At 71.5% G+C, this 26074-nt stretch carries 24 protein-coding genes; 17 read left to right on the top strand and 7 right to left on the bottom strand.

Annotated elements, in window-relative coordinates:
• Positions 1–76 precede the first annotated feature (76 nt).
• Complete coding sequence (locus BJ964_RS47300; RefSeq protein ID WP_203832531.1) at positions 77–1168, top strand: hypothetical protein; 1092 nt, start codon at positions 77–79, stop codon at positions 1166–1168.
• 4 nt (positions 1169–1172) lie between these two features.
• Here the strand turns inward: BJ964_RS47300 and BJ964_RS08285 are convergent, their stop codons facing one another.
• Together BJ964_RS08285 and BJ964_RS08280 are read right to left on the bottom strand one after the other, a co-directional pair.
• Positions 1173–2297 carry an NADH-quinone oxidoreductase subunit D gene (locus BJ964_RS08285; RefSeq protein ID WP_188126852.1) on the bottom strand — a complete coding sequence of 375 codons (1125 nt, stop codon included), beginning with the start codon at positions 2295–2297 and terminating at the stop codon, positions 1173–1175.
• Between the two features lie 17 nt (positions 2298–2314).
• Positions 2315–3295, bottom strand: a complete 981-nt coding sequence (locus BJ964_RS08280) for an SAM-dependent methyltransferase (RefSeq protein WP_188120135.1) — start codon at positions 3293–3295, stop codon at positions 2315–2317.
• Positions 3296–3502: 207 nt separating this feature from the next.
• Here BJ964_RS08280 and BJ964_RS08275 point away from each other — a divergent pair, with 207 nt between their 5' ends.
• The 10 genes from BJ964_RS08275 to BJ964_RS08230 all read left to right on the top strand — a co-directional run bounded on the left by BJ964_RS08275 (position 3503) and on the right by BJ964_RS08230 (position 14954).
• Positions 3503–4360, top strand: coding sequence for a Rossmann-like and DUF2520 domain-containing protein (locus BJ964_RS08275; protein WP_188120134.1), 858 nt, complete (start codon positions 3503–3505; stop codon positions 4358–4360).
• A 35-nt stretch (positions 4361–4395) separates the two neighbouring features.
• Positions 4396–5229 (top strand): pantoate--beta-alanine ligase, encoded by an 834-nt coding sequence (gene panC, locus BJ964_RS08270; RefSeq protein ID WP_188126851.1) that lies wholly within the window; start codon positions 4396–4398, stop codon positions 5227–5229.
• Positions 5229–5657: an aspartate 1-decarboxylase gene (gene panD, locus BJ964_RS08265; RefSeq protein ID WP_188120133.1), complete on the top strand. Its 429-nt coding sequence runs from the start codon at positions 5229–5231 to the stop codon at positions 5655–5657. The genes panC and panD overlap by 1 nt, the downstream gene beginning before the upstream one ends.
• A 91-nt stretch (positions 5658–5748) precedes the next feature.
• Positions 5749–6654 (top strand): septum formation family protein, encoded by a 906-nt coding sequence (locus BJ964_RS08260; RefSeq protein ID WP_188120132.1) that lies wholly within the window; start codon positions 5749–5751, stop codon positions 6652–6654.
• A gap of 62 nt (positions 6655–6716) precedes the next feature.
• Positions 6717–8387: an L-aspartate oxidase gene (locus BJ964_RS08255; protein WP_188120131.1), complete on the top strand. Its 1671-nt coding sequence runs from the start codon at positions 6717–6719 to the stop codon at positions 8385–8387.
• A complete protein-coding gene (gene nadC / locus BJ964_RS08250; RefSeq protein WP_229806981.1) occupies positions 8384–9241 on the top strand; it encodes a carboxylating nicotinate-nucleotide diphosphorylase in 858 nt (285 codons plus the stop codon). The genes BJ964_RS08255 and nadC overlap by 4 nt, the downstream gene beginning before the upstream one ends.
• 64 nt (positions 9242–9305) lie before the next feature.
• Positions 9306–10064, top strand: a complete 759-nt coding sequence (locus tag BJ964_RS08245) for a type III pantothenate kinase (RefSeq protein ID WP_183224407.1) — start codon at positions 9306–9308, stop codon at positions 10062–10064.
• A 56-nt stretch (positions 10065–10120) separates the two neighbouring features.
• Complete coding sequence (gene lysS / locus BJ964_RS08240) at positions 10121–11629, top strand: lysine--tRNA ligase (protein ID WP_188120129.1); 1509 nt, start codon at positions 10121–10123, stop codon at positions 11627–11629.
• Between the two features lie 95 nt (positions 11630–11724).
• On the top strand, positions 11725–12081 hold the full coding sequence (locus BJ964_RS08235; protein WP_188120128.1) for a histone-like nucleoid-structuring protein Lsr2: 357 nt from the start codon (positions 11725–11727) through the stop codon (positions 12079–12081).
• Positions 12082–12428: 347 nt separating this feature from the next.
• Entirely contained in the window at positions 12429–14954 is a 2526-nt protein-coding gene (locus tag BJ964_RS08230) for an ATP-dependent Clp protease ATP-binding subunit (RefSeq protein ID WP_188120127.1), read from the top strand.
• Positions 14955–15003: 49 nt separating this feature from the next.
• Here BJ964_RS08230 and BJ964_RS08225 read toward each other — a convergent pair whose 3' ends face one another.
• The gene (locus BJ964_RS08225; RefSeq protein ID WP_188120126.1) at positions 15004–15903 is read right to left on the bottom strand and encodes an A/G-specific adenine glycosylase; all 900 of its coding nucleotides are present in this window, start codon (positions 15901–15903) and stop codon (positions 15004–15006) included.
• A 20-nt stretch (positions 15904–15923) separates the two neighbouring features.
• On the opposite strand from BJ964_RS08225, the gene BJ964_RS08220 reads away from it, so the two are divergent.
• The 4 genes from BJ964_RS08220 to BJ964_RS08205 all read left to right on the top strand — a co-directional run bounded on the left by BJ964_RS08220 (position 15924) and on the right by BJ964_RS08205 (position 18268).
• Positions 15924–16433 carry a glycine cleavage system protein R gene (locus tag BJ964_RS08220; protein ID WP_188120125.1) on the top strand — a complete coding sequence of 170 codons (510 nt, stop codon included), beginning with the start codon at positions 15924–15926 and terminating at the stop codon, positions 16431–16433.
• Entirely contained in the window at positions 16430–16927 is a 498-nt protein-coding gene (locus tag BJ964_RS08215) for a peptide deformylase (protein ID WP_188120124.1), read from the top strand. Before BJ964_RS08220 ends, BJ964_RS08215 begins: the two co-directional genes overlap by 4 nt.
• Positions 16928–17009: 82 nt before the next feature.
• Complete coding sequence (locus BJ964_RS08210; RefSeq protein WP_188120123.1) at positions 17010–17753, top strand: adhesin; 744 nt, start codon at positions 17010–17012, stop codon at positions 17751–17753.
• A 5-nt stretch (positions 17754–17758) separates the two neighbouring features.
• Entirely contained in the window at positions 17759–18268 is a 510-nt protein-coding gene (locus BJ964_RS08205; RefSeq protein ID WP_188120122.1) for a 2'-5' RNA ligase family protein, read from the top strand.
• Positions 18269–19863: 1595 nt separating this feature from the next.
• Here the strand turns inward: BJ964_RS08205 and disA are convergent.
• The 4 genes from disA to BJ964_RS08185 form a co-directional block, all read right to left on the bottom strand.
• Positions 19864–21045 carry a DNA integrity scanning diadenylate cyclase DisA gene (disA, locus tag BJ964_RS08200; protein ID WP_188120121.1) on the bottom strand — a complete coding sequence of 394 codons (1182 nt, stop codon included), beginning with the start codon at positions 21043–21045 and terminating at the stop codon, positions 19864–19866.
• 83 nt (positions 21046–21128) lie between these two features.
• Entirely contained in the window at positions 21129–22544 is a 1416-nt protein-coding gene (gene radA / locus BJ964_RS08195) for a DNA repair protein RadA (protein WP_188120120.1), read from the bottom strand.
• 35 nt (positions 22545–22579) lie between these two features.
• Positions 22580–23245 carry a hypothetical protein gene (locus BJ964_RS08190; protein ID WP_188120119.1) on the bottom strand — a complete coding sequence of 222 codons (666 nt, stop codon included), beginning with the start codon at positions 23243–23245 and terminating at the stop codon, positions 22580–22582.
• A gap of 92 nt (positions 23246–23337) precedes the next feature.
• A complete protein-coding gene (locus BJ964_RS08185) occupies positions 23338–24165 on the bottom strand; it encodes a UbiA family prenyltransferase (RefSeq protein ID WP_188120118.1) in 828 nt (275 codons plus the stop codon).
• A 48-nt stretch (positions 24166–24213) separates the two neighbouring features.
• Here BJ964_RS08185 and BJ964_RS08180 point away from each other — a divergent pair, with 48 nt between their 5' ends.
• Positions 24214–24930, top strand: coding sequence for a methyltransferase domain-containing protein (locus BJ964_RS08180; RefSeq protein ID WP_188120117.1), 717 nt, complete (start codon positions 24214–24216; stop codon positions 24928–24930).
• A complete protein-coding gene (locus BJ964_RS08175) occupies positions 24920–26074 on the top strand; it encodes an acyl-CoA dehydrogenase family protein (protein WP_188120116.1) in 1155 nt (384 codons plus the stop codon). Before BJ964_RS08180 ends, BJ964_RS08175 begins: the two co-directional genes overlap by 11 nt.

The following is a 26074-nucleotide window of genomic DNA, read 5'->3' as shown; positions in this document are numbered from 1 at the left end:
CGAGGCCACGGCCGGTTCATGCCGTCCCGCGACGGATGGTTTTGTCCGGGCCGCACTCTCGGTAACATCTGCGGCCATGCCGGAACGGGAGACCCAAGGACACAGCGCACGGCTGCTCCGTGGCCTCGTCTGGGCGGGGGTTGTCCTCGCCCCGATGTCGGCCGCCATCGTGCTGATCGGCGGCAACTCGAACTCGGTCCGGTTCGCGATCCTGCTGATCGCGGTCAGCGTCGTGCTGATCGGCGCGTCGGTGCTGGTCCGCAGCGATCCGGTGCTCCTCCGGATGGACATCGAGGACCGGGTCGCCCAGGAGGTCGATGCTCTCCGGCGGGAGTTGCGCGCCGAGTTCGCCCAGGCCGCTCCGGCGCCGGCCCCGGCCGAGCCGCGACCGCCCCTGCCCGTGCGCAACTCCGGAGGGCGGGCGCAGGTCGCCGCACCGCCGCCGGAGCCCGACTACGGGCACCGGCCGCAGTTCGTGCACCAGCCGGGCTACGAGCCCCAGCCGGAGTTCGCGCACGCGGATCTCGTCCCGCAGCCGGTCTCGCCCGGCGCCTACGACGGCTATGACCAGGGCGGGTACGACCAGACCGGGTACGACCAGACCGGTTATGACGAGCAGACCGGCTACGACCAGACCGGGTACGAGGACTACCAGCCGGACTTCGCGCCGCAACCGACCAACGGCCGCGCCTCGGTGCCCGGCATCGTCCACCCGGTCTCACCCGCCCGCAGCAGCGCCCCCGCCGGCCGGGCGAGCGCCGCGGTCCCGCCGCCGCCCGCCACGGGAGCCGCCCGGGTCGCCGCGGCAGCTGTCCCGATGCCCGGCGGTGTGCCGATGCCCGGCCCGGCGCCGGTCGCCGCTGCCGCCACGCCGCCGCAACGGCCCAGAGCCGCCGCCGCGGTCGCTCCGCCCGGCCCGAACGGCATGATGGCGCCCCCGGCCGCCCGTGCCGCCGCGGCGGTCCGGCCCGGTCCGCAGTACGGCCGCCCCGAGGCCCCGGACGGCGACTTCGGTGCCGTCGACGGCTACGCCGGTGCCAACGGCTACGAGGAGCCGACCGCCGACTACAAGGCCCGCCGCCACCGCCCGTCCGCGAACGACACCAACGTCGGCACCCTCGCCGATTTCGCGAACTATCCCGGCTACAGCAACCAGGACAGCTGGTAGACGGCTACTTGTCGATGTCGCCGACCACGAAGAACATCGACCCGAGGATGGCGATCAGGTCGGGGACCAGGCAGCCCGGGATGAGCGTGGCCAGCGCCTGCACGTTGGCGAAGGAGGCGGTCCGCAGTTTGAGCCGCCACGGCGTCTTCTCGCCCCGGGACACCAGGTAGTAGCCGTTCACCCCGAGCGGGTTCTCGGTCCACGCGTAGGTGTGCCCCTCCGGCGCCTTCACCACCTTGGGCAGCCGCACGTTGACCGGTCCACCGATCCGCTCCACCCGGTCCAGGCAGGCGTCGATCAGGTCGAGGGAGACGTACACCTGCTCCAGCAGCACCTCGAACCGGGCGTGGCAGTCCCCGGCGGTCTTGGTCACCACCGGCACCTGCAACTCCTCATAGAAGAGGTAGGGCTCGTCCCGGCGTACGTCGAAATCAAGACCACTCGCCCGGGCGACCGGACCGGAGGCGCCGTAGGCGGCCGCGTCCTCGGCGCTGAGCACGCCGACCCCGACCGTCCGGGCCATGAAGATGTCGTTGCGGTGAATGATGCCGTCGAGGTCGGGCATCCGCTTGCGGACCGCCGCGACGGCCTGCCGGGCCCGCTTGGTCCAGCCGGCCGGGACCTCCTCCTTCAGCCCGCCGATCCGGTTGAACATGTAGTGGATCCGGCCGCCGGAGACCTCCTCCATCACCGCCTGCAACGTCTCCCGCTCACGGAAGGCGTAGAACATCGGCGTGATCGCGCCGATCTCCAGCGGATAGGAGCCGAGGAACATCAGGTGGTTGAGCACCCGGTTCAGCTCGGCGAGGGCCATCCGCAGCCAGGTGGCCCGCTCCGGCACCTCGATGCCCATCAGCCGTTCCACGGCGAGGACAACGCCCAGTTCGTTGGAGAAGGCGGACAGCCAGTCGTGCCGGTTCGCCAGCATGATGATCTGCCGGTAGTCGCGCACCTCGAACAGCTTCTCGGCACCACGGTGCATGTAGCCGACGATCGGCTCGCAGGCGACCACCCGCTCGCCGTCCAGGGTCAGCTTCAGCCGCAGCACGCCGTGCGTGGAGGGGTGTTGCGGCCCGATGTTGAGCACCATGTCGGCGGTGTCGAGCCCGGAGCCGGTCCCGACGGTCATCTCCCGCAGCGTCTCGCTCACCAGAGCATCGTGCCATGGTCGCCGAGGCCGACACCGTGCCAGAGCCACCAGTGTCCGCCGAGTCCGGCCGGATCGGTCAGCTCGGCCGCCGCCCCCGCCGCGGACAGCGCCCGCAGATAGCCCGCCGGATCGGTCCGGGCGGTCTCCAGCGACGGCCGGGCACCGTCCACACCGAGCGCCCGCAGCGCCTCCCGCTGCCGCACCATCCGATGGGGAACGCCGGCCGCCGCGGCCACCGCGTCCATCGCCACGTGCGCCGTGACGTCGCAGCCGCCGTCCGGCACCGGTGGGACCTGCCGCCCCTGCCGGAATCCGGTCAGCGTCCCGAACACCGGCCGCTCCGTCTTCACATGCCCGTAGTCGACGCAGAGCGCGGCACCCCGCTCGATCGAGCCGACCGCTTCCGCCCACGCCTCGTCGCGGGGCCGGCCCACCTCGATCCGGCCCTCTCCCGGCCACCAGCGGCCGGCCCAGGAACGATCGGCCGGGTCCGCTTCCGCGCCGAGCGTCTCGGCGCCGGTCGCCGGGTCCACGAGCACCGTCCGCAGGAGCCCGTCGTCGTCGGTCTCGAGGACGTCGAGCGGCACGTTGTCCAGCCATTCGGTAGCCACCAGGAGTCCGGTGATCGATTCCGGGATCTCCCGCCGCCAGCGAATCGCCGGGTCGAGCCCGATCGGCTGCGGCGCGATCTCCACCGCGGTCGCCCGCACCCGCCCGGCCAGCTCCTCCGGCAGCGCTGCCAGCAGTGCGGTGATCAACTCCCCGCGGCCGGCTCCCACATCCACCAGGTCGAACGCGGCCGGATGCCCGAGCGCCGCGTCAACCCGCTCCACCAGCCGGGCGATCGCCCCGGCGAACAACGGCGACGAGTGCACGCTGGTCCGGAAATGATCACGAGGCCCCTCGCTCGCCCGCACGAAGAAACCGTCACTGCCGTAGAGCGCCGCCTGCATGGCCGGCCGCCACCCCAACCCCATGAACCCATCCTTTCGTACGCCTACCCGTACCGCCGTGGGCGGTCGCGGCGCCGCTGCAACACCGGGCCGTAGCGCCCGCATCCGGGCGTGAGTGGGTGCCCGGGCTCAACCCCGTGCGGTAACTCACACGCCATTGCTACGTCCGTGTGAACGCGGCGCATACTGGCCGTCCGACCGGTACCCCTTCCACGAGGACTGGATCCGAAGATGAGAGCTTTGACCGTCGGCGTCGTGGGCGCCGGCCGGGTCGGCGCCGTGCTCGGCGCGGCCCTGAACGCGGCGGGCCACCGGGTGGTCGCCGCCGCCGCGGTCTCCGCCGCCTCCCGCGAGCGGGCCGCCCGCCTGCTGCCGGACGCCGCGATCCTCCCCGCCGACGAGGTGGCCCGCGCGGCCACCGATCTGCTGCTGCTCGCGGTCCCGGACGACATGCTCGCCGGTGTGGTCGCCGGCCTCGACCGGACCGGGGCGCTGCACCGGGGCCCGGTGGTGGCGCACACCTCAGGGGCTCACGGGCTGGCCGTACTGGGCGATGTGAACGGCATGGCCCTGCACCCCGCGATGACCTTCACCGGCGCGGACACCGACCTGGACCGGCTTCCCGGCATCGCCTGGGGGGTGACCGCCCCGGACCGCGCCTTCGCGACCCGGCTGGTCGCCGATCTGGGCGGCGTGCCCGAGTGGATCGCCGAGGAGTCCCGCCCGGTCTACCACGCGGCTCTGGCGCACGGCGCGAACCACCTGGTCACCCTGGTCAACGAGGCGGCCGACGTGCTGCGCGCGGCCGGCGTCGGCGAGCCGGGCCGGGTGCTGGCCCCGCTGCTGACCGCGGCGCTGGACAACGCGCTGCGGATGGGTGACGCCGCGCTGACCGGGCCGGTCTCCCGGGGCGACGCCGGCACGGTCGGCAAGCACCTGGACCGGATGCCGGCCGAGGCGCTGCCGGCGTACCTGGCGATGGCCCGGCGCACCGCCGACCGGGCGATCGCCTCCGGCCGGCTGCGCCCGCAGGACGCCACCGCCCTGCTCGACGTCCTGTCCCGTGCCGCGGTGGGGAGCAACGCGTGACCGACCGCACCGCGACCGAGCACGAGAGGCACCGCGTGACGAATTTGGTGCACACCCGGGCCGAGCTGGCGGCCGCCCTGGACGCCGCGCCGGGGGAGATCGCCGTCGTGATGACCATGGGCGCCCTGCACGAGGGGCACCGGCAGTTGATGCGGGTGGCCCGGGAGCGGTCCCCGTTCGTGGTCGTGACGATCTTCGTCAACCCGTTGCAGTTCGGGCCGAACGAGGACTACGAGAAGTACCCGCGCACCCTGGACGAGGACCTCGCCGCCTGCCGGGCCGAGGGCGCCGACGTGGTGTTCGCGCCGGGACGGGACGACGTCTACCCGTACGGGCAGCCGTCGATCACCATGCACCCGGGCCCGCTCGGCGAGATCCTGGAGGGTGCGAGCCGCCCCGGCCACTTCTCCGGGATGCTCACCGTGGTCGAGAAGCTGCTGATGCTCACCCGGGCCGGTGTCGCCTACTTCGGCGAGAAGGACTTCCAGCAGCTGGCGCTGATCCGGCGAATGGCGCGCGACCTGGAGTTGCCCGTCGAGATCGTGGGCGTCCCCACCGTACGCGAAGGGGACGGTCTGGCGCTCTCCAGCCGTAACGGGTATCTCTCGCCGGACCAGCGGCGGTCCGCTCTGACCCTGTCCCGCGCCCTGCGTGAGGGCGCCGTGCGGCGCGACCCCGCGTCGGTCCTGGCCGTCGCCCGCAAGATCCTGGCGGACGAGCCGGGGGTACGCGTGGACTACCTGGAACTGACCGGCCCGGATCTCGGTCCGGTCCCGGAGGAGGGCCCGGCCCGCCTGCTGGTGGCGGCCCGGGTCGGCACCACCCGGCTCATCGACAACGTCCCGTTGACCCTGGAGAAGAACGCCTGATGCTTCGGACCATGCTGAAGTCGAAGATCCACCGAGCCACCGTGACGCAGGCCGACCTGCACTACGTCGGCTCGGTCACCGTCGACCTCGACCTGCTCGAGGCGGCCGACCTGATCCCCGGTGAGCAGGTGGCGATCGTCGACGTGACCAACGGGGCGCGCCTGGAGACGTACGTGATCCCCGGTGAGCGGGGCAGCGGCGTGATCGGCATCAACGGGGCCGCCGCGCATCTGGTGCACCCGGGCGACCTGGTCATCCTGATCTCGTACGGGCAGATGGACGACGCCGAGGCGCGCGCCTACCAGCCGCGGGTCGTGCACGTGGACGCCGACAACCGGGTCATCGAGCTGGGCGCGGACCCGGCCGAGGCGGTTCCCGGAATGGCCGGTGACCTGGTACGCGGCGACCTCACCCTGGCTGTGGGATAGCTCTTTCTCGATCCTTCCTCCCGAGCAGTACCGATGCCCATATAGTCGGCAAATCGGATAATGTCACCGAGCTGCTCGGGAGGCACGGGTCATGCGATTCGGCCTGTGTATCTCAGGAATCGCCGCCCTGCTCTGTGTGGCCGGCTGCGGCGCCGGCCGGGACATCGACGGCGATCTGACCAACGACTGGGGCGCGATGGCCCCGGCCACCGGGTTCGTACCGGCCGCCGAGACGTGCCACCTCTCCAACTTCGCCGTCTCCGGGCCGCGCTCCACCTACGAAGAGGTCGACTGCGGCGTCGAGCACCGCACCGAGACCGTGGCTGTCGGCGAGTACCCGAAGCCCGCCGCGGACGCCGCCCAGCCACCGGCCGGCACGTCGGCCGCCGCACGGGCGGCCTACAAGGAGTGCGACGAGAAGACCACCGCGTACGTCGGTGGCCCCTGGCGCGACGCCCGGCTCTGGATCGGCGTCACCCACCCCTCGCCCGCCGCGTGGAACGGCGGCGCCCGCTGGTTCCGTTGCGAGCTGGTGGAACTCGACTCGATCGAGAACGACGGCGCCCTGGCCCGGCGTACCGGCAGCCTCCGTGGCGCACTCGCCGGCAAGAACTCCGATCTGCTGCTGACCTGCTACGCCATCAAGCTGGACAAGGCCGGGGCGATCAGCAGCATGCCGTCCATGAAGTGCACGGACAAGCACAACGCCGAGTTCGCCGGGATCTGGACCGCCCCGGCCGGGACCGCCTACCCGAAGAAGGACGCCTCCTGGGAGGAGTTCCACGAGGGCTGCCGGAAGGTGGCCGCCGAATACGCCGGGGTGCCGCTCGACGGCAACCTGCAGTACCGGATCGGGGTGGTGTCGCTGCCCGGCAACGCCGACGTGTGGGGGCAGGGCGACCACGGGGTCCGCTGCTATCTGTGGCTGGACGGGTCCGATCTGACCACCTCGCTCAAGGGCAAGGGGACGAAGGCCCTCCCGGTCCAGTACAAGTAACCATGACCACTGAGGCTGCCCCCGGCTCGACCGGTCCGCGGGGGCGGAGTGTACTGAAACACATGTCACCTCTCGCCGATCTTCCGGCGCTGCCCCGCCGGCTCGCGGCCGCCGAGCCCGGCTGGACCGAGACCACCGACGTCGTCGTGGTCGGCTCCGGTATCGCCGGGCTGACCGCGGCCCTCTACCTGCGCGAGCAGGGTCTGCACGTCACCGTCGTCACCAAGGTCAACATCGACGACGGCTCCACCCGGTGGGCGCAGGGCGGGATCGCGGCGGTGCTCGACCCGCTGGACACGCCGCAGGCGCACGCGTACGACACGGAGATCGCCGGCGTCGGGCTCTGCGACCCGGCGGCGGTCCGGGTGCTGGTGGAGGAGGGGCCGGCCCGGATCCGGGAGCTGATCCGCCGGGGCGCCGAGTTCGACCGCAACCCGGACGGCTCGCTCATGCTGACCCGCGAGGGCGGCCACCGCGCCGACCGGATCGTCCACGCCGGCGGCGACGCGACCGGCGCCGAGGTGCAGCGCGCCCTGCACGCCGCGGTCCGCCGCGACCCGTGGATCCGCCTGGTGGAGCACGCGCTCGTGCTCGACCTGATGCGCTCGGCCGACGGCCGGGCCTGCGGGATCACCCTGCACGTGCTCGGCGAGGGCACCGAGGACGGCGTCGGCGCGGTGCTGGCCCGGGCCGTGGTGCTGGCCACCGGCGGGATGGGGCAGATCTTCTCGTCCACCACGAACCCGTCGGTCTCCACCGGCGACGGCGTGGCGCTCGCGCTACGGGCCGGCGCCGCGGTCACCGACGTCGAGTTCGTGCAGTTCCACCCCACGTCTTTCGTGACGCCCGGCCCCGTTCCGGGATCTCCCGCGGTGGACCCGGTCCAGCGGCCGCTGATCAGTGAGGCGCTGCGCGGTGAGGGCGCCCACCTGGTCGACGAGTCCGGTGAGCGGTTCATGGTCGGGCAGCACGAGCTGGCCGAGCTGGCGCCCCGCGACGTGGTCGCCAAGGGCATCTACCGGGTGCTGCGGGTCACCGGCGCCGACCACGTCTACCTGGACGCCCGCCACCTCGGTCGGGAGTTCCTGGAGGGCCGCTTCCCGACCATCATGGCGTCCACCCGGGGCGCCGGCGTCGACCCGGCCACCGACCTGATCCCGGTCGCCCCGGCCGCCCACTACGCCTCCGGCGGCGTGCGCACCGACCTGCACGGGCGCACCAGCATCGACGGGCTGTACGCGTGCGGCGAGGTGGCCTGCACCGGCGTGCACGGCGCCAACCGCCTGGCCAGCAACTCGCTGCTGGAGGGCCTGGTCTTCGCCCGCCGGATCGCCGACGACATCGCCCGCGAGCTGCCCCCGCAGGCCGAGCCGGTCCGGGCCGCGGCGTCCGGCCCGGCCTGGGTCGCCGACCCGGCGATCCGCGCCGAGTTGCAGCGCGCCATGACCCGCGGGGCCGGGGTGCTGCGCTCCGCCGACTCGCTGGCCACCGCCGCCAAGGAGCTGACCCGCCTCGCCGAGCAGCGGTCCCGGCCGAACACCGCGGCCTGGGAGGTCACCAACCTGCTCACCGTCGCCACCGCGCTGGTGGCGTCGGCCCGCACCCGCCGGGAGACCCGCGGCTGCCACTGGCGCGAGGACCACCCGGCCGCCGCCGACGAATGGCGCGGCCACCTGCTCAACGCCGTCGCCCCCGACGGCGCGTTGACCCAGACCTTCGAGGAGATGGCGTGATCGACCCCAGTCTGGACCTCGCGGAGGTCGAGCGGATCGTCCTCACCGCCCTGGCCGAGGACCTCGGCACCCCGGCCCGGGACGTCACCAGCGAGGCCACCATCCCGGCCACCCAGACCGACACCGCCGAGCTGGTGGCCCGCGCCGACGGTGTGGTGGCCGGCCTGCTCGTGGCGGCCGAGGTCTTCGCCGTCACGTCGGCCGGAGCGGCCACCTTCGCGGCGGTCGTGGCCGAAGGCGACCGGGTCCGGCGCGGCGACGTGCTCGCCGTGATCACCGGCCCCACCCGGGCGCTGCTGACCGCCGAGCGCACCGCCCTCAACCTGCTGTGCCGGATGTCCGGTGTCGCCACCCACACCCGGAAGTGGGCGGATCAGCTGGAGGGCACCAAGGCCACCGTGCTCGACACCCGCAAGACCACCCCGGGCCTGCGGGTGCTGGAGAAGTACGCGGTCCGGGCCGGCGGCGGCACCAACAAGCGCATGGGCCTGTACGACGTCGCCATGATCAAGGACAACCACAAGCTCGCGGCGGGCAGCATCACGGCGGCGTACGAGCTGGTCCGCGTCACCTTCCCGGACGTGGCGGTGCAGGTCGAGGTGACCACCCTGGCCGAGGCGGAGGAGGCGGTCGCGGCCGGCGCCGAATTCCTGCTCTGCGACAACATGACGCCCGAGCTGCTCACCGAGGTGGTCGGCGCGGTCGGGGACCGGGTGGAACTGGAGGCGACCGGCAACCTGACGCTGGCCACCGTGGCCGCCTACGCCGCCACCGGGGTGGACTATCTGTCGGTGGGCGGCCTGACCCACTCGTCGCCGATCCTCGACATCGCCCTGGACCTCCGTCCCCGTTGACGGCGGCGCGAGGCGCTGCGCGTACAAAATAGGGGTCTTGATTTTGATTCTTTAGGGGCCTGGCGTGCTGCTCTGCATTGACATCGGCAACACCAACACCGTGCTGGCGACCTTCGACGGCGACAAGCTGGTGCACAACTGGCGGATCAAGACCGATGCCGCCTCGACCGCCGACGAGCTGGGCCTGATGTTCCGGGGCCTGCTCGCCGGCGACGCCGTGGAGATCACCGGGGTGGCCGCCTGCTCGACCGTGCCGGCCGCGCTGCGCAATCTGCGCACCATGCTGAAGCGGTACTACGGCGACGTGCCCAGTGTGATCGTCGAGCCGGGTGTGAAGACCGGGGTGCAGCTGGCCATCGACAACCCCAAGGAGGTCGGCGCCGACCGGGTCGTCAACACCCTGGCCGCGCACGCCCTCTACGGCGGACCGTCGATCGTGGTGGACTTCGGCACCACCACCAACTTCGACCTGATCAGCGCGAAGGGCGAGTTCCTCGGCGGCGCCTTCGCGCCGGGCATCGAGATCTCCTTCGACGCGCTCGCGGCCCGCGCCGCCCAGCTGCGCAAGGTGGAGCCGACCAAGCCGCGCTCGGTGATCGGCAAGAACACCGTGGAGTGCCTCCAGGCCGGGCTCTACTTCGGCTTCGCCGGCCAGGTGGACCGGATCGTCGAGCGGATGATCGAGGAGATCGGCCCGGTCCGCGCGGTCATCGCCACCGGCGGCCTGGCCTGGCTGGTGAAGGACGAATGCCGCACGATCACCGCGCACGAGCCGATGATCACGCTGATCGGGCTGCGGATGGTATATGAGCGGAACGTCTGATCCCCGCTGAGTAGGCTTTCAGGGCCCCAGCACAGACCTACACAGGAAGTCTTGCCGTGACCGAGCAGAACACGCCAGCGATCGACCCCGCCGAGGACCTTCCCGAGCAGATGCGGGTCCGCCGGTCGAAGCGGGACCGGTTGCTCGCCGAGGGCGTGCCGCCCTACCCGGTCGAGGTCCCGCGGACCGCCGAGATCGCCGAGATCCGCGCGCGTTACGCGGACCTGCCCACCGACACCGCCTCCGGCGACACGGTGTCGATCACCGGCCGGGTGATCTTCGTGCGGACCGGCGGCAAGCTCTGCTTCGCCACGCTGCGCGCCGGGGACGGCACCGAGATCCAGGCGATGTTCTCGCTCGACAAGGTGGGGGAGAAGTCCCTGGCCGACTGGAAGAGCGTGGTCGACCTCGGTGACCTGGTCGCGGTCACCGGCGAGGTGATCACCAGCCGGCGGGGCGAGCTCTCCGTTCTCGCTGATTCCTGGTCGATGAGCGCGAAGGCTCTCCGGCCCCTTCCGGTCGCGCACAAGCCGCTTTCCGAGGAGACCCGGGTCCGGCAGCGTTATGTCGATCTCATCGTGCGCCCGCAGGCCCGCGATGTCGTGCGTACCCGGGCCACCGTGGTCCGCAGCCTGCGTGAGTCGCTGTTCCGCCGGAATTTCCTCGAGGTGGAAACTCCGATGCTCCAGTTGCTGCACGGCGGCGCCGCGGCACGCCCGTTTGTGACGCACAGCAACGCACTGGACACCGATCTTTATCTTCGGATCGCCCCGGAACTGTTTTTGAAGCGTGCGGTGGTCGGCGGCATCGACCGGGTCTTCGAGATCAACCGGAACTTCAGGAATGAGGGCATGGACTCCACGCACTCTCCGGAGTTCGCCATGCTGGAGGCCTATCAGGCCTATGCCGACTACAACGTGATGCAGGCGCAGGCGCGCGAGTGGATTCAGGAGGCCGCGTTCGCGGTGTCCGGATCGCACGTGGTGACCCACCAGGACGGCACCGAGGTCGACCTGGGCGGCGAGTGGGCACAGATCACGCTTTTCGGCGCGATCTCCGAGGCTCTCGGCGAGGAGGTCACGATCGAGACCGACCTGGCCCAGTTGCAGCGGTACGCGGAGAAGGTCCAGCTCTCGGTCGATCCGAAGTGGGGCCCCGGCAAGCTCGCCGAGGAGCTGTTCGAGCATCTCGTGACGGACAGCCTCCAGGCGCCCACCTTCGTCCGGGACTTCCCGGAGGAGACCGCCCCGCTGACCGCCGGCCACCGGGCCACCCCGGGCCTGACCGAGAAGTGGGACCTGTACGTCAGCGGATTCGAACTCGCGACCGCCTATTCCGAGTTGGTGGACCCGGTCGTCCAGCGCGAGCGCTTCCACGCCCAGTCGCTGCTCGCCGCCGGTGGCGACCCCGAGGCGATGCAGCTGGACGAGGATTTCCTGCGGGCCATGGAGTACGGAATGCCGCCGTCCGGTGGCATGGGAATGGGAATCGACCGGCTGTTGATGGCGCTCACCGGCCTGGGCATTCGGGAAACGATCCTCTTCCCGTTGGCCCGCCCGGAGTAACAATTACCCACCCGCCATTGACGGGTCATGCGCTCCTGGCGTTATTGTTCTCCCATTGCTGGGGAGAGAACCTGTGTTCGGGAGGATAACCGCGCGTGGCCAAGCAGATCATTCACAAGCTGGTCGATGACATCGACGGTGTTGACGCCGACGAGACCGTGAAGTTTGCGCTCGACGGCATTCAGTACGAGATCGACCTCTCGGAGAAGAACGCCGCAAAATTGCGGGAGGTCTTCGAGCCCTACGTGAACGCCGGGACGAAGGTGGCCCGGGGCGGCGTCGTGGTGGGTGGTCGCGCCGCGCGTGGCCGTGGCGGGGCGACCGCCGACCGCGAGCAGAACAAGGCGATCCGCGAGTGGGCCAAGAAGTCGGGCAAGGACATCTCCGACCGCGGCCGCATCCCGCAGGAGATCGTCGACGAGTTCCACCAGAAGGGCCCCGGCCGGGCCTGATCACGGTTCCACCCCGGAGAGGGCGCCCCGACCACGTGGTCGGCGCGCCCTCTCCGTGTTTACCCGTCGGGCCGCCCACAACCTCACTACGGTTATCCACAGGAGTGGACAGGGTTGTCCACAGGCTGTGGATCGGCAGGATTTCGCTGTACGCGTACACGTTCGGGTGGGGGAACAGCCGCTGAGCGTGCGAAGTTGGCTAAATCAACGTTGCGGATCGCTCCGAGGGGCTCTGGAGGCCCGGCGGAGACCGTCAGCGGCGATAGAGTTACAGCACGGGCATCACCGATGCCCGTGCGCTGGCCCCGCCAGTTCATGGGCGCACGGCATGTGAGGAGCACGAGGGCATGTTCGAGCGGTTCACCGACCGAGCGCGACGGGTTGTCGTCCTGGCCCAAGAAGAGGCCCGGATGCTCAACCACAACTACATCGGGACGGAGCACATCCTGCTCGGCCTGATCCACGAGGGCGAGGGCGTCGCCGCCAAGGCTCTGGAGAGCCTGGGCATCTCCCTCGAGGGGGTCCGCCAGCAGGTCGAGGAGATCATCGGCCAGGGGCAGCAGGCGCCGAGCGGGCACATCCCGTTCACGCCGCGCGCCAAGAAGGTTCTGGAGCTCTCGCTCCGGGAGGCCTTGCAGCTCGGCCACAACTACATCGGCACCGAGCACATCCTGCTCGGCCTGATCCGTGAGGGCGAGGGCGTCGCCGCCCAGGTGCTGGTCAAGCTCGGCGCCGACCTCAACCGGGTCCGCCAGCAGGTGATCCAGCTGCTCTCCGGCTATCAGGGCAAGGAGCCGGCCGCCGCGGGCACCGCGACCGGAGAGGCCGCGCCGTCCACGTCGCTCGTGCTGGACCAGTTCGGCCGCAACCTGACCCAGGCCGCCCGGGAGGGCAAGCTCGACCCGGTCATCGGCCGGGAGAAGGAAATCGAGCGGGTCATGCAGGTGCTGTCCCGGCGCACCAAGAACAACCCGGTCCTGATCGGCGAGCCCGGCGTGGGTAAGACCGCCGTGGTGGAGGGCCTGTCCCAGTCCATCGTCAAGGGCGAGGTGCCCGAGACGCTGAAGGACAAGCAGCTGTACACGCTGGACCTGGGCGCGCTCGTCGCCGGCTCCCGCTACCGCGGTGACTTCGAGGAGCGCCTCAAGAAGGTGCTCAAGGAGATCCGCACCCGCGGCGACATCATCCTGTTCATCGACGAGATCCACACGCTGGTCGGCGCCGGCGCCGCCGAGGGCGCGATCGACGCGGCCAGCATCCTCAAGCCGATGCTCGCCCGCGGTGAGCTCCAGACCATCGGCGCCACCACCCTCGACGAGTACCGCAAGCACCTGGAGAAGGACGCCGCTCTCGAGCGCCGCTTCCAGCCCATCCAGGTCGGCGAGCCGTCGCTGGCGCACACCATCGAGATCCTCAAGGGTCTCCGCGACCGCTACGAGGCGCACCACCGGATCAGCATCACCGACGCGGCCCTGGTCGCGGCCGCGACGCTGGCCGACCGGTACATCTCGGACCGCTTCCTGCCGGACAAGGCGATCGACCTGATCGACGAGGCCGGCGCCCGGATGCGCATCCGCCGGATGACCGCGCCGCCGGACCTCCGCGACTTCGACGAGCGCATCGCCCAGGTGCGCCGCGACAAGGAGTCCGCGATCGACGCGCAGGACTTCGAGCGCGCCGCCCAGCTGCGTGACAAGGAGAAGACCCTCCTCGGTCAGAAGGCGCAGCGGGAGAAGGAGTGGAAGGCCGGCGACCTGGACGTGGTGTCCGAGGTCGACGACGAGCAGATCGCCGAGGTGCTGGGCAACTGGACCGGCATCCCGGTCTACAAGCTCACCGAGGAGGAGACCTCCCGCCTGCTGCGCATGGAGGACGAGCTGCACAAGCGCGTCATCGGCCAGGAGGACGCGGTGCAGGCCGTCTCCAAGGCGATCCGGCGCACGCGTGCGGGCCTCAAGGACCCGAAGCGCCCCTCCGGCTCGTTCATCTTCGCCGGCCCGTCCGGCGTGGGTAAGACGGAGCTGTCCAAGGCGCTCGCCGAGTTCCTGTTCGGTTCCGAGGATGCGCTGATCCAGCTGGACATGTCCGAGTTCCACGACCGTTACACGGTGTCCCGCCTGGTCGGTGCGCCTCCCGGTTACGTGGGTTACGACGAGGGTGGCCAGCTGACCGAGAAGGTGCGGCGCAAGCCGTTCTCGGTGGTGCTGTTCGACGAGATCGAGAAGGCGCACCCGGATGTGTTCAACACGCTTCTGCAGATCCTGGAGGACGGTCGGCTGACCGACGGTCAGGGCCGGATCGTGGACTTCAAGAACACGGTCATCATCCTGACCACCAACCTCGGCACGCGGGATGTGGCGAAGGCGGTGTCGCTGGGCTTCCAGGCGTCGGAGGCCGAGGAGTCGTCGTACGAGCGGATGAAGATCAAGGTCAACGACGAGCTGAAGCAGCACTTCCGCCCGGAGTTCCTGAACCGTATCGATGACACGATCGTCTTCCACCAGCTGCGGGAGGCGGAGATCCTGCAGATCGTCGACATCTTCACGGCGCGGATCGAGGGCCAGCTCCGGAACAAGGACATGGGCCTGGAGCTGACCGACAACGCCAAGAAGTATCTGGCGGCCAAGGGCTTCGACCCGGTGCTCGGCGCCCGTCCGCTGCGCCGGACCATCCAGCGCGAGCTGGAGGACACGCTGTCCGAGCAGATCCTCTTCAACGAGCTGCGCCCCGGCCAGATCGTCGTCGTGGACTGCGAGGGCGACCCGGCCAAGGTGGAGAAGTCCAAGCTGGTCTTCCGCGGCGCTGAGAAGGGCGTGACGGTGCCCGACGCGGTGCCGGCCGACCTCGGCACGGCGACCACCACCGAAGAGTAGGACCACTGACGAACGGCCCGGCTGCTGACGCGGCCGGGCCGTTCGGCGTTCAGGAAAGCGTCTGGACGTCCCCGGAAGGGGCGTCCCCGGCGAGCACGAAATCCTCCCGGCCCAGCCGCTCGACGAGGCCGTCCTCGACCAGGCCGGCGAGCGCCCGGGCCCGCTGCACCTCGTCCTGCCAGACCATGTCGAGACGCTGCCGCGGCACCGGGCCGGTGGCGTGCCGCAGCACCTCCAGGAGCAGGCCGCGCACCTGGCGGTCGGTCCCCGCGTACCGCTGCGGTTTGCGACTCGGGCCCTCCGGCAGCGGCTCACCGCGCAGCCGCCACGCGCAGACCCCATGGAACGGGCAGTCCACGCACTTCGGTGACCGGGCCGTGCAGACGATCGCGCCCAGCTCCATGAACGCGATGCTGGCCTTCGCGGCCCGCGCCTCGTCCCCGGGGAGCAACTCCTCCATGGCGGTCAGGTCGGCGGCCGTCGTGGCCGGCCCGGCGTCCGGCTTGCCCTCGACCGCACGGCAGACGACCCGCCGTACGTTGGTGTCGACCACCGGGTGCCGCTGGCCGTACGCGAACGTCGCCACCGCCCGCCCGGTGTAGGTCCCGACGCCCGGCAGCGCGAGCAGCTGATCGAGCGCGGAGGGGACGTCGCCGCCGTGCCGCTCGACGATCGCCACGGCGCACGCGTGCAACCGCATGGCCCGGCGCGGATAGCCGAGCCGCCCCCACATCCGGATCGCCTCCGACGGCGGGTCCTCGGCGAGCGCGGCCGGGGTGGGCCAGCGGATCATCCAGGAGCGCCAGGCGGGCTCGACGCGGACGACCGGGGTCTGTTGCAGCATCACCTCACTGACCAGGACCCCCCAGGGGGTGGTGTCCGGCTGCCGCCAGGGCAGATCACGGGCGTTTTCGGCGTACCAGGCGATGGCTTCGTCGGCGAGAGTCATATCCCGTTTACTGTAGGCGGGTGTACGAGCTCGCCATCACCGTCATCGGCCCGGACCGCACCGGCATCGTGGCGGACGTCTCCGAGGCTCTCGCCGAGGTCGGCGCCAACCTGACCGACTCGACGATGACCCGGCTGCGCGGCCATTTCGCGATGACCCTGATCTGCACCGGCACGACCGAGGCCGAGGCGGCGCGGGCCCTGGAGCGGGTCACCGGGGGCGGCCTGCTGACCTCCGTCCGCCGGGTGGAGCCGGAGGCCGACAGCGCGGCGGCCGGCGAGCCGTACCAGGTGAGCGTGCACGGCGCCGACCGGCTCGGCATCGTGGCCGCGGTGACCCGGGTGGTCGCGGCCGCTGGCGGCAACATCACCGACCTCACCACCCGGCTCACCGGGCCGCTCTATCTGCTGCTCGCCGAGGTGGACGTACCGGCCGGGGCGGGCGACGAGCTGGCCGAGCGCCTCGCCGTGGCCGCCGCCGAACTGGATGTGGACGTGACACTGCGCCGGTCCGACACGGAGATCCTGTGAGATCGGTCGTCACCGCTCCGGCGGGTGTGCTCGGCACCCCGGGCGAGGTGGTCGACCCGACCGATCCGGAGGTCGTCCGGCTGGCGGAGGAACTGGTCGAGGTGATGCGCGAGTCACCCGGTTGTGTCGGCCTGGCCGCACCGCAGATCGGCGTGAGCGCCCAGGTGTTCTGTGTGGACGTGACCGGGCATCCGAAGGCGGCCACCACACACGGCACGCTCGTGCTCTGCAACGCGAGGATCGTCGAGGCGAGCCGGTGGCGGCCGGGCCGGGAGGGCTGCATGTCGGTTCCCGACCTGACCGGCGACGTGAAACGGGCCGGCCGGATCGTGGTCGAGGCGGTCCTGCCCGGCACCGGCGAGCCGTTCACACTGACCACCGACGCGTTCGAGGCCAGGGCGGTACAGCACGAGATCGATCACTGCGCCGGCAAGCTGTTCCTCGATCGGGTGGCCGGAGCGCACGCTGTCTACCAGCGCAAGGTCTATCTCTAACGAGCGTTGCGCGAGTTGGTGTCGCATGACCGGCGCGTCGTGCACATAGCGACGGCTGTCCGGGTTTACCGTGAGCGGCATCATGCGTGCGACGGTTGGTCCCCTCCCACCCGCGGTCTACTGGCGGCGGCGTGCGGTCGTGCTGAGCGCGGTCCTGCTCGGCGTCATCGTGCTGTTCGTGTCCTGCTCGGGCGAGGACGATCCGAACAAGAAGAAGGCGTCCTCCCAGACGACGAGCTATCCGACCCCCGCCGCGGGGAAGGATGCGAGCCCGCTGCCGTCACCGTCGTTCGAGGAGAGCGGTCCCGCCGTCGGCCCGGCCCTGCCCGACCCCAACGAGCTGCTGTCCCGGCAGCCCGACGACGGTGAGCCGCTGCCCCCGCCCGCGAACGGCGCCACCGCGACCGCCACGACCGCCGCGGCCGGCTCCGGCGCCTGCGCCGACACCGAGATGTCGGTGATCCCGGTCCCGGCGGACACCTCCCCGCAGCGCGGCACCCCGCTCAAGATCAAACTCAAGATCAAGAACATCGGTACGCGTACGTGCACCCGCGACCTGGGCGCCAGCGCACAGGAGCTCTACATCGAACAGGGCGCCCAGAAGTACTGGTCCTCCGACCTGTGCACCACGTCGAAGGGCAACCAGGTCGAGACCCTGAACGCCGGGGCCGAGCGCGAGTACGAGGTCACCTGGAACGGCCGCTCCTCCACCCAGTGCGCCGACAACGTGGCGGCCGGCCCGATCCCCGAGACCGGCGCCTACGAGCTGCGCGGCCGCCTCGACACGCTACGCAGCAACGCGGTCATCCTGACCATCGTCGCCTGACCTCGTTGGTAGCCGCTATCGAGCTGTACCTGGACGTCGACACGACGCGCCGGGTCCGCAACCTGTGGCGTGCCCTGGACGCCGAGGGCATCCCGTCCCTCGGCTCCCTGCACCAGAAGCACCGCCCGCACATCTCCCTGGCCGCCGCCCACCGCATCGACCCGCACGCCGTGGCCGAGGCGCTGTCCGGCTTCCAGGTGGCCCGCCCGCTCCCGCTGAGCATCGACTTCGTGGGCCAGTTCGTCGGCCGCGTCCTCTGGCTGGGCGTCACCGTGACCGAGGACCTGCTGACCCACCACCGCGCCGTACACGACCGCCTCTCCGCGGCCGGAGTCGACATCTGGGACCACTACCGCCCGGGCCGCTGGGTCCCGCACTGCACCATCTCGCTACGCGTCCCCAACCCGGTGATGGCCCCGGCCGTACGCCGCTGCCTGGAATACCTTCCCCTCCAGGCCACCATCACCGGCGCCGCCGTAGCCGACCACGCCAACGACATCAGCCACCCCCTCTGACCCCATCCCGGCCATCCCATCCGCCACCCACCGCTATCCCATCCGCCACCCACCGCGCCATCCCATCCGCCACCCACCGCCATTCCGGCCGCCACCCACCGCGCCATCCCATCCGCCGCTCACCGCGATCCCATCCGCCGCTCACCGCGATCCCATCCGCCGCTCACCGCCATCGCAGCCGACGCCCACCGCTGTCTCGAACAACGGCCTGCCGGAGTCCCGGCCCGACGCGCTGCCGTCTCTGGCGACGCCTGCCGCCGTCCCGTCACCCTTGCTGCCGCGCCATCGGTTTCCGTCGCCTTTCAACCCCTTCCTTGTACGCCCCTGGTGCCCCGCCCGAGGAAGCCGGCGACCACCTGCCACTTCCAGCCTCTGCCGCCCCCGCCGGGCTGAGCTGCCTACTCACCCTCACGCCCCGTCCCTCCTGCCCGCCCGTCTCGACCGAGGGATGACTACGGCTGCCTGGCACTCAGGTGGCCGCTTGCGGTGGTGGGTAGCTGCGGAAGGGCTGGTGAGTACGTCGACGGTGAGGTCCGCGGCGGTCTCGGTCTCTTTCTCGGCTGTCGTCGGGCGCCGATCCCAAGTCGCCTGCTCGCGTGTTTCCCGCCTCCGCCGCGGGATTCGGCCGGTCACCGCCGACCGCTCAAGCCATCCGCAGGCAGCGATGTAAATCTTGAGCAATCGTCGCCGAACGGCGCGATCTTGAGCCATTGCGGTCATCCGGGAGTCTTCTTCTTGGCTGCCTACGGCCGAATCCGCAATCCCTCGACAGTAGGGCGCGCCACCCGGAGCGATCTTGAACGATTTACCACCGCCTCGGGTGGCAAATCGTTCAAGATCGCACAACAGGGGCGGGCAAAGCGGGCGAAACGGGCGCCTGTTTCCGACGAAAGCCCCATTTCCGCCTAGCGCGGCGGACGGCGCCCCCCATTTGGCGGTTCGCCCGACCGGGCGCTTGACGTAGAACCGGAAACACCCAAGAAGAAGACTCCCGGATGGATCGGATAACCCAAGGTCTTCCAGGGAAAATTGATCATGGGCGATTGTCTACCGCCGGACGGCGACCAGGCATCAAGATCGGCCCGAAAGCCACCATCGCCCAAGATCGCCGGCGTGTCGGGATGGCGCCCGCAGTCATCTGAATGCGCGACTCGACATCGCGGCCACCCAAACCCGAGAAACAGGCTCTGGCCAGCACCGATCTAGCCCGCTTACCGCTATAGCACCGGTCACGGTAGGCACTGCTCGCCGGTCTCCCCGGCCGGGCGGGCGCACACAATCACGGATGCGTGTTCACGCGCCTGCCCTATCGGGGCGATGAAAGCACACGCGGCGGTTTCCGTGCGCGCCGACCCTCGACGGGTGCGCATGTGGCGGTTCGGTGTGCGCCGGCCCTCGACGGGTGCACACGCGGCGGTTCCGTGTGCGCCGGCGCTCGTCGGCTTCGGGTCGTGTGCGCTCCGGCCCCTCTCGGTTGCCCGCTCCGCAAGGTGCGCCGCATACCCGCCCGGCGCGGTGTTGAGCTTGTTCGGCTGGGGGCTGTTTCGGGCGTGAGGTGACCCCGCCGGCCGAGGTTCAGCAGGCTGTGGGCGGGGTCAGACGTAGCGTTCGAGGATGGAGGCCTCGGCCAATCGGGACAGCCCCTCCCGCACCCCACGAGCCCGGGCGTCGCCGACGCCCTCGACCGCCTGGAGGTCCTCGACGGTGGCGCCGAGCAGGCGCTGGAGGCTGCCGAAGTGGTCGACCAGCCGGTCGACGATCTGGGCGGGCAACCGGGGGACCTTGGCGAGCAGCCGGAACCCGCGCGGCGAGACGGCCACGTCGAGGGAGTCCGATGCGCCGGGGTAGCCGATCGCCTTGGCCACCGCCACCAGGTCGATCATCTCGGTGGCGGTCAGCAGGTCGAGTTCGACGAGCGCCTCGTCGAGGGTGCGGGCTTTGCGGCTGGTCGGTAGGTAGTCGCGGATGACCAGGGTACGGTCGGCGTCGACGCCGGCCATCAGCTCGTCGAGCTGGAGGGCGAGGAGGCGGCCGTCGGTGCCCAGCTCGACCACGTAGCCGGAGATCTCGTCGGCGATCCGGCGGACCATTTCGAGGCGCTGCACCACCGCCACGGCGTCACGCACCGTGACCAGGTCTTCGATCTCCAGGGCCGAGAGGGTGCCGGAGACCTCGTCGAGCCGGAGTTTGTACCTCTCCAGGGTGGCGAGGGCCTGGTTGGCGCGGGACAGGATGGCGGCCGAGTCGTCGAGGACGTGGCGCTGACCGTTCACATACAGCCCGATGATGTGCATCGACTGGCTCACCGAGATCACCGGGAAGCCGGACTGCTTGGCGACCCGCTCGGCGGTGCGGTGCCGGGTGCCGGACTCCTCGGACGGGATCGACGGGTCGGGCATCAGGTGCACGGCGGCCCGGACGATGCGGGTGCCGTCGCTGGAGAGGACCACGGCGCCGTCCATCTTGCACAGCTCACGCAGCCGGGTGGCGGAGAACTCCACATCGAGCGGGAACCCGCCGGTGCAGATGGTCTCGACGACGGCGTCATGTCCGAGGACGATCAGCGCCCCGGTGCGGCCGCGCAGGATGCGCTCGAGACCGTCGCGCAGCGCCGTCCCGGGGGCCATGAGCGCGAGATTCGCCCGCAACGGATCACTTGCTCCGCCGGTCAGGCCGGCGCCGGCGGCCGGCGTCATCGCGCGATGCCCCACGCCGTTGACGCCGGGACGCGGCGTTGAACTGGCGGCGGGCTTGGAACCATCGCGGTCGAGCGGCACCCGGACATTCTACGGACTGTCATCCACGTCAACGAGGCGTGGTTCAATGAATGCTCCGTAGCGTGATGATTCATAACTGAGCGTCACTGTGCGGCCGCCGATGCGCGGGCCGCGCTCTGCAGTGCCGCTTGGAGGTTTCCGACCTCGACGATCTCCATGCCCTTGGGTGCGCCGCCGGTGCCGTCCGGCCCGCAGCCGGGCGGGACGAGCGCCACCTTGAAGCCGAGCCGGGCCGCCTCGGAGAGCCGCCGGCCGACCGCGCCGACCCGCCGGATCTCGCCGGTCAGGCCGACCTCGCCGATCGCCACCAGGTGCGGGGCCATGGCCAGGTCGAGGCCACCGGAGGCGACCGCGAGGGCCATCGCCAGGTCGGCGGACGGCTCGGTCAGCCGGATGCCGCCCACAGTGGCCGCGAAGACCTCTCGGTTGTAGAGCTTGAGCTGCTTGGTGCGCCGCTCCAGCACGGCCAGCACCATGGCGAGCCGGGCGCTGTCGAGACCGGACACGGTGCGCCGGGGCGAGCCCTGCACCTCCGCCCCGATCAGTGCCTGCACCTCGGTGACCAGCGCCCGCCGCCCCTCCATGGCGACCGTCACGCAGGTGCCCGGAACCGGCTCCAGATAGCGGGTGAGGAACAGCCCGGACGGGTCGGGCAGGCTGGTGATGCCGCCCTCGTGCATCTCGAAGCAGCCCACCTCGTCGGCCGCGCCGAACCGGTTCTTCACCCCGCGGACCAGGCGCAGCGAGGAGTGCTTGTCGCCCTCGAAGTGGAGCACCACGTCGACCAGGTGCTCCAGCACCCGGGGGCCGGCGACCTGCCCGTCCTTGGTGACGTGACCGACCAGGACGGTGGCGATGCCGCGCTCCTTGGCGATCGCGACGAGCGCCGCGGTGACCGCCCGGACCTGGGTGACACCGCCGGGCACACCCTCGGTGCCGGGCGCCGAGACGGTCTGCACCGAGTCGAGCACGAGCAGGCCGGGCCGGACCGCGTCGAGGTGGCCGATGACGGTGCCCAGATCATTTTCCGAGGCGAGGTAGAGCTTCTCGTGCAGCGCGCCCAGCCGCTCGGCCCGCAGCCGCACCTGGCTGACCGACTCCTCACCGCTGACCACCAGCGACGGAGTGCCCGCTCCGGCCGCCCACTGCTGGGCGACGTCGAGCAGCAGGGTGGATTTCCCGACGCCGGGCTCACCGGCGAGCAGCACCACGGCGCCGGGCACCAGGCCACCGCCGAGCACCCGGTCCAGCTCGCCGACGCCGGTGGCGACGGCGCGGGCCGGGGCGGCGCTGATCTGCGCGATGGGGCGGGCCGGCTCGGCCGGCATGCGGGAGCTGACCACCCGGCCGGAGACCGGAACGGTGACCGTGGACTCGATGACCGAGCCCCACTCCCCGCACTCGGAGCAGCGGCCCACCCATTTCGGTGGCTGATGACCGCAGGCGTCGCAGACGTATGCCGTGCGGGGGGCCTTGGCGGCGGATCGGGAGGTCGTCACACCGACAAGCTAGCTCGCCGGTATGACAATCCCGGTCAGTGACCCTCGGACTCCGGGGCGTCCTCGCCGGGCTCCGCCGGGCCGCGGGGCGCCGGGCTGAGCGGGGTGGCGACCGGCGCCTGGAGGACCAGCTTCTCCGAGCTGTTGCTGAACTCGAAGACCAGGTTGACCGCGGCGCCCGGGGTGAGCGCGCTCTGGAGGCCGATGACCTGGAGCGGAACCAGGTCGGTCGAGCGGAACGTCGCCGCTGACAGCGGGGCGAGCTGGATCCGGGCCGGGCGGACCGTGGGAGCCGGCGCGGAGGCGCTCGGGGCGACGGACGGGCTGGCGGCGACCTCGCCCGGGGTGGTGACCGTGGCGGCGGCGCTCACGAAGCCGACCTGGTCCGCACCGACGACCTGCGGGAGGTCCGGCGCGGCGCTGGTGATCGTGACGGTGACCGGCTCGGCGGTCTGGTTGAAGAGGCTCAGGTCGAGCGGAGCGTTCGCACCCTTCTCGTAGCCCTCGACGCCGTTGTACTCCACCTGCAGGTTGCGGATGAACACGCTGCCGTCGGCGGTTTCCGTGTCGACGCCCGCGATGGGCGTGTCCAGGATGGCGGTCTCGGCGACCTGGCCGGCCGAGCAGCCACCCAGGGCCAGGGCGGCGACCGTGGCGGCACCCGCGACCAGTGCGGCGCGACGGGTTCGCAGGGGACGCATCACGATCCTCCAAATAGAGACACCAGGGTGTTCGATCAGCCTAATGGGCGGCGATCGGCGGTGTACGCCGACCCATCCATCACGTGGCCGGATCAGGTCAGCCGACCGCTGAAGACCAGCAGCAGGACGTCGATCAGGGCGACCACGATGACGGCCCGGAACAGCGCGACCGGCCGTCCGTCGGCGCGGCGCGCGGCGTACCAACCGAGGGGAAGGACCACGACGGCGGCCGCGCATGCCGCCAGGCCGGTCCACGACGGCGGCCCGGGCGGCCCGAGGACCAGGGTGAGCGTCGCGCCCAGCAGGAGGCCCGCGGCGGCCAGCTGGGACCCGGCCGCGCCGATCCGGTGCGGCAGCCCGCGCACCCCGGTGGCCGCGTCGTCGTCCAGGTCCGGCAGCACGTTGGCGAAGTGCGCGCCGCCGCCGAGCAGCGCACCGGCCGCGACCAGCCAGGCCGGCGGCGCCGGGTGCCCGGGCCTGGCGAGCACCACGAAGGCCGGCAGCAGTCCGAAGGCGATCAGGTACGGCACCACCGAGAACGCGGTGTTCTTCAGCGGCCAGTCGTAGAGCAGCGCGAACACGGTCGCCACCGAGATCGCCAGGAGCGCCGGAAGACCCAGGTCGAAGGCCAGCAGGGGTACGGCCACAGCCGCCCCGATCCCGGCGGCGCCGACCGCCCGCGGCGACACCGCACCGGCCGCCACCGGTTTGTCGCGCCGCCCGGCCCGCCGGTCGCGTTCCGCGTCCAGCCGGTCGTTGACCCAGCCGACGGCGAGCTGGCTGGCCGCCACGGTGAGGGCGACGAGCGCGAGCCGGGACCCGCGATGCCCGGCGCCGACGGCCAGCAGCGTGATGGCGAGGGTGACCGCGGCACCCGGTTCCGGATGGGCCGATCTGAGCAGTGCGAGCGCACGGGACATGGCTGCCAAGTGTGGCCTCCGCGCACGGTCCGTGCCAGGCTCGATCACATGCTGTCGATGCAGCGCAATGATCCACGTCAGTACGACGACCTGGCCGGAGAGTGGTGGCGACCCGGCGGACCCTTCGAATTGCTGCACTGGCTGGCCGAGGCCCGGGCGGCACTGATCCCTCCGGCGGGGGCGCCCGGCCGGATCCTGGTGGACGCGGGCTGCGGCGGTGGCCTGCTCGCACCGCACGTCCGCGGCAAGGGCTACCGGCACATCGGCGTCGACCTGCGCCGGACCGGGCTGGAGCGGGCCGCCCCGCGTGGGATGACCGCGGTGAACGGGGACGTGACCGCGCTGCCGCTGGCCGACCGCAGCGCCGACGTGGTGGTGGCCGGCGAGATCCTGGAGCACGTCACCGACCTGTCCGGCACGGTGGCCGAGTTGTGCCGGGTGCTGCGTCCCGGCGGTCTCGTGGTGCTGGACACGGTGAACGACACCCACCTCAGCCGCCTGGTCACGGTGACCTTGGGCGAGCGGCTCGGGATCGCCCCGGCCGGCCTGCACGATCCGGCGTTGTTCGTGCCACCCCGGCGCCTGGTGACCGAGTTCGCGCGGCACGGGGTGGATCTGGAGATCCGGGGGGTCCGTCCGAGCCTGCCGGGACTGTTCCGCTGGCTGGTGCTGGGCCGGGCCGGGTCCGGGCGCATCGTGCCCAGCTTCTCGGCGGCGATTCTCTATCAGGGGTTCGGGAGAGGAAGGGGACGACATGCTGGATGAGGCGCGACGGCTCGCCCCACGGTTCGCGGCCCGCGCGGCCGACAGCGACCGGGACGGGTCCTTCCCCGAACGGGATTTCGCCGAGCTGCGGGAGGCGGGCTTCTTCGGTCTGATGGTCCCGGCCCGGCTGGGCGGCGCGGGCGCGGGTTTCACCGAGTACGCGGAGATCGCCTACGAGCTGGCCCGCGGCAACGGCTCGACGGCCCTGGTCTTCAACATGCACGCCTCGGTGACCGGTGCGATCGCCGGCGTCACCGACGAGCTGGCCGAGTTGCTGGGGCTGCCGGCGGAGGCGCTGGAGGCCCGGGACGGCTTCCTCAAGGCGGCCGCCGGCGGCGCCTGGTACGCCGTGGCGATGAGCGAACGCGGCGCCGGCTCCCGGTTGTCCGAGCTGTCCACCACCTACCGGCGGGTGGACGGCGGCTACCGGATCACCGGCGCCAAGACGTTCTGTTCGGGCGCCGGTCACGCGGACGCCTACCTGGTCGCCGCCCGCGGTGCCGCCGACCCCGCCCAGGTGTCGCAGTTCCTGGTCCCGGCGGGCGAGGGCCTGCGGGTCGAACCCACCTGGGATGCCCTGGGCATGCGCGCCACCGGTTCGCACGACCTGCACGTGGACGTGACGGTCCCGGCGCCGGCGCTGCTCGGCGGCGTGGAGGGGCTCGCCCTGGTGGCCGCCCAGCTGGCCCCGCACTGGATGGTGGCCAGTTACGCCGCGGTCTACGTGGGAGTGGCCCGGGCTGCCGTGGAGGCCGCGGTCGAGCACGTCAACGCCCGCGGTCTGGGCCGGCTGCCCGCGGTCCGGGCCCGGATCGGCCGTGCCGACGCCGCGGTGTCGGCCGCGCACCTGGTGGTGCGGGAGGCGGCCCGCCGGGTCGACCGGGCGCCCGGCGATCCGGAGACGAACCGCTGGGTGTGGCGGGCCAAGCTGCTGGCCGGGACGACCGCGGCGGACGTGGCGGCGGCGATGCTGGAGGCGGCCGGCACCTCGGCGATGCGGCGTGGCCATCCGCTGGAGCGGCTCTACCGGGACGCCCGGGCGGGTTCGCTGCAACCGGCCACCAGCGACGTCTGTGCCGACTGGCTGGGCGTGGACGCGCTCGGCGGCGACCCGGACGCCGACGGCGTCGCCCCGCGCTGGTGA

It is taken from the genome of Actinoplanes lobatus, assembly GCF_014205215.1.
In the GTDB taxonomy this organism is placed as follows: domain Bacteria; phylum Actinomycetota; class Actinomycetes; order Mycobacteriales; family Micromonosporaceae; genus Actinoplanes; species Actinoplanes lobatus.
The sequence above is the reverse complement of the archived record's forward strand: the minus strand, read 5'-3'. Positions and strand labels throughout refer to the sequence as shown.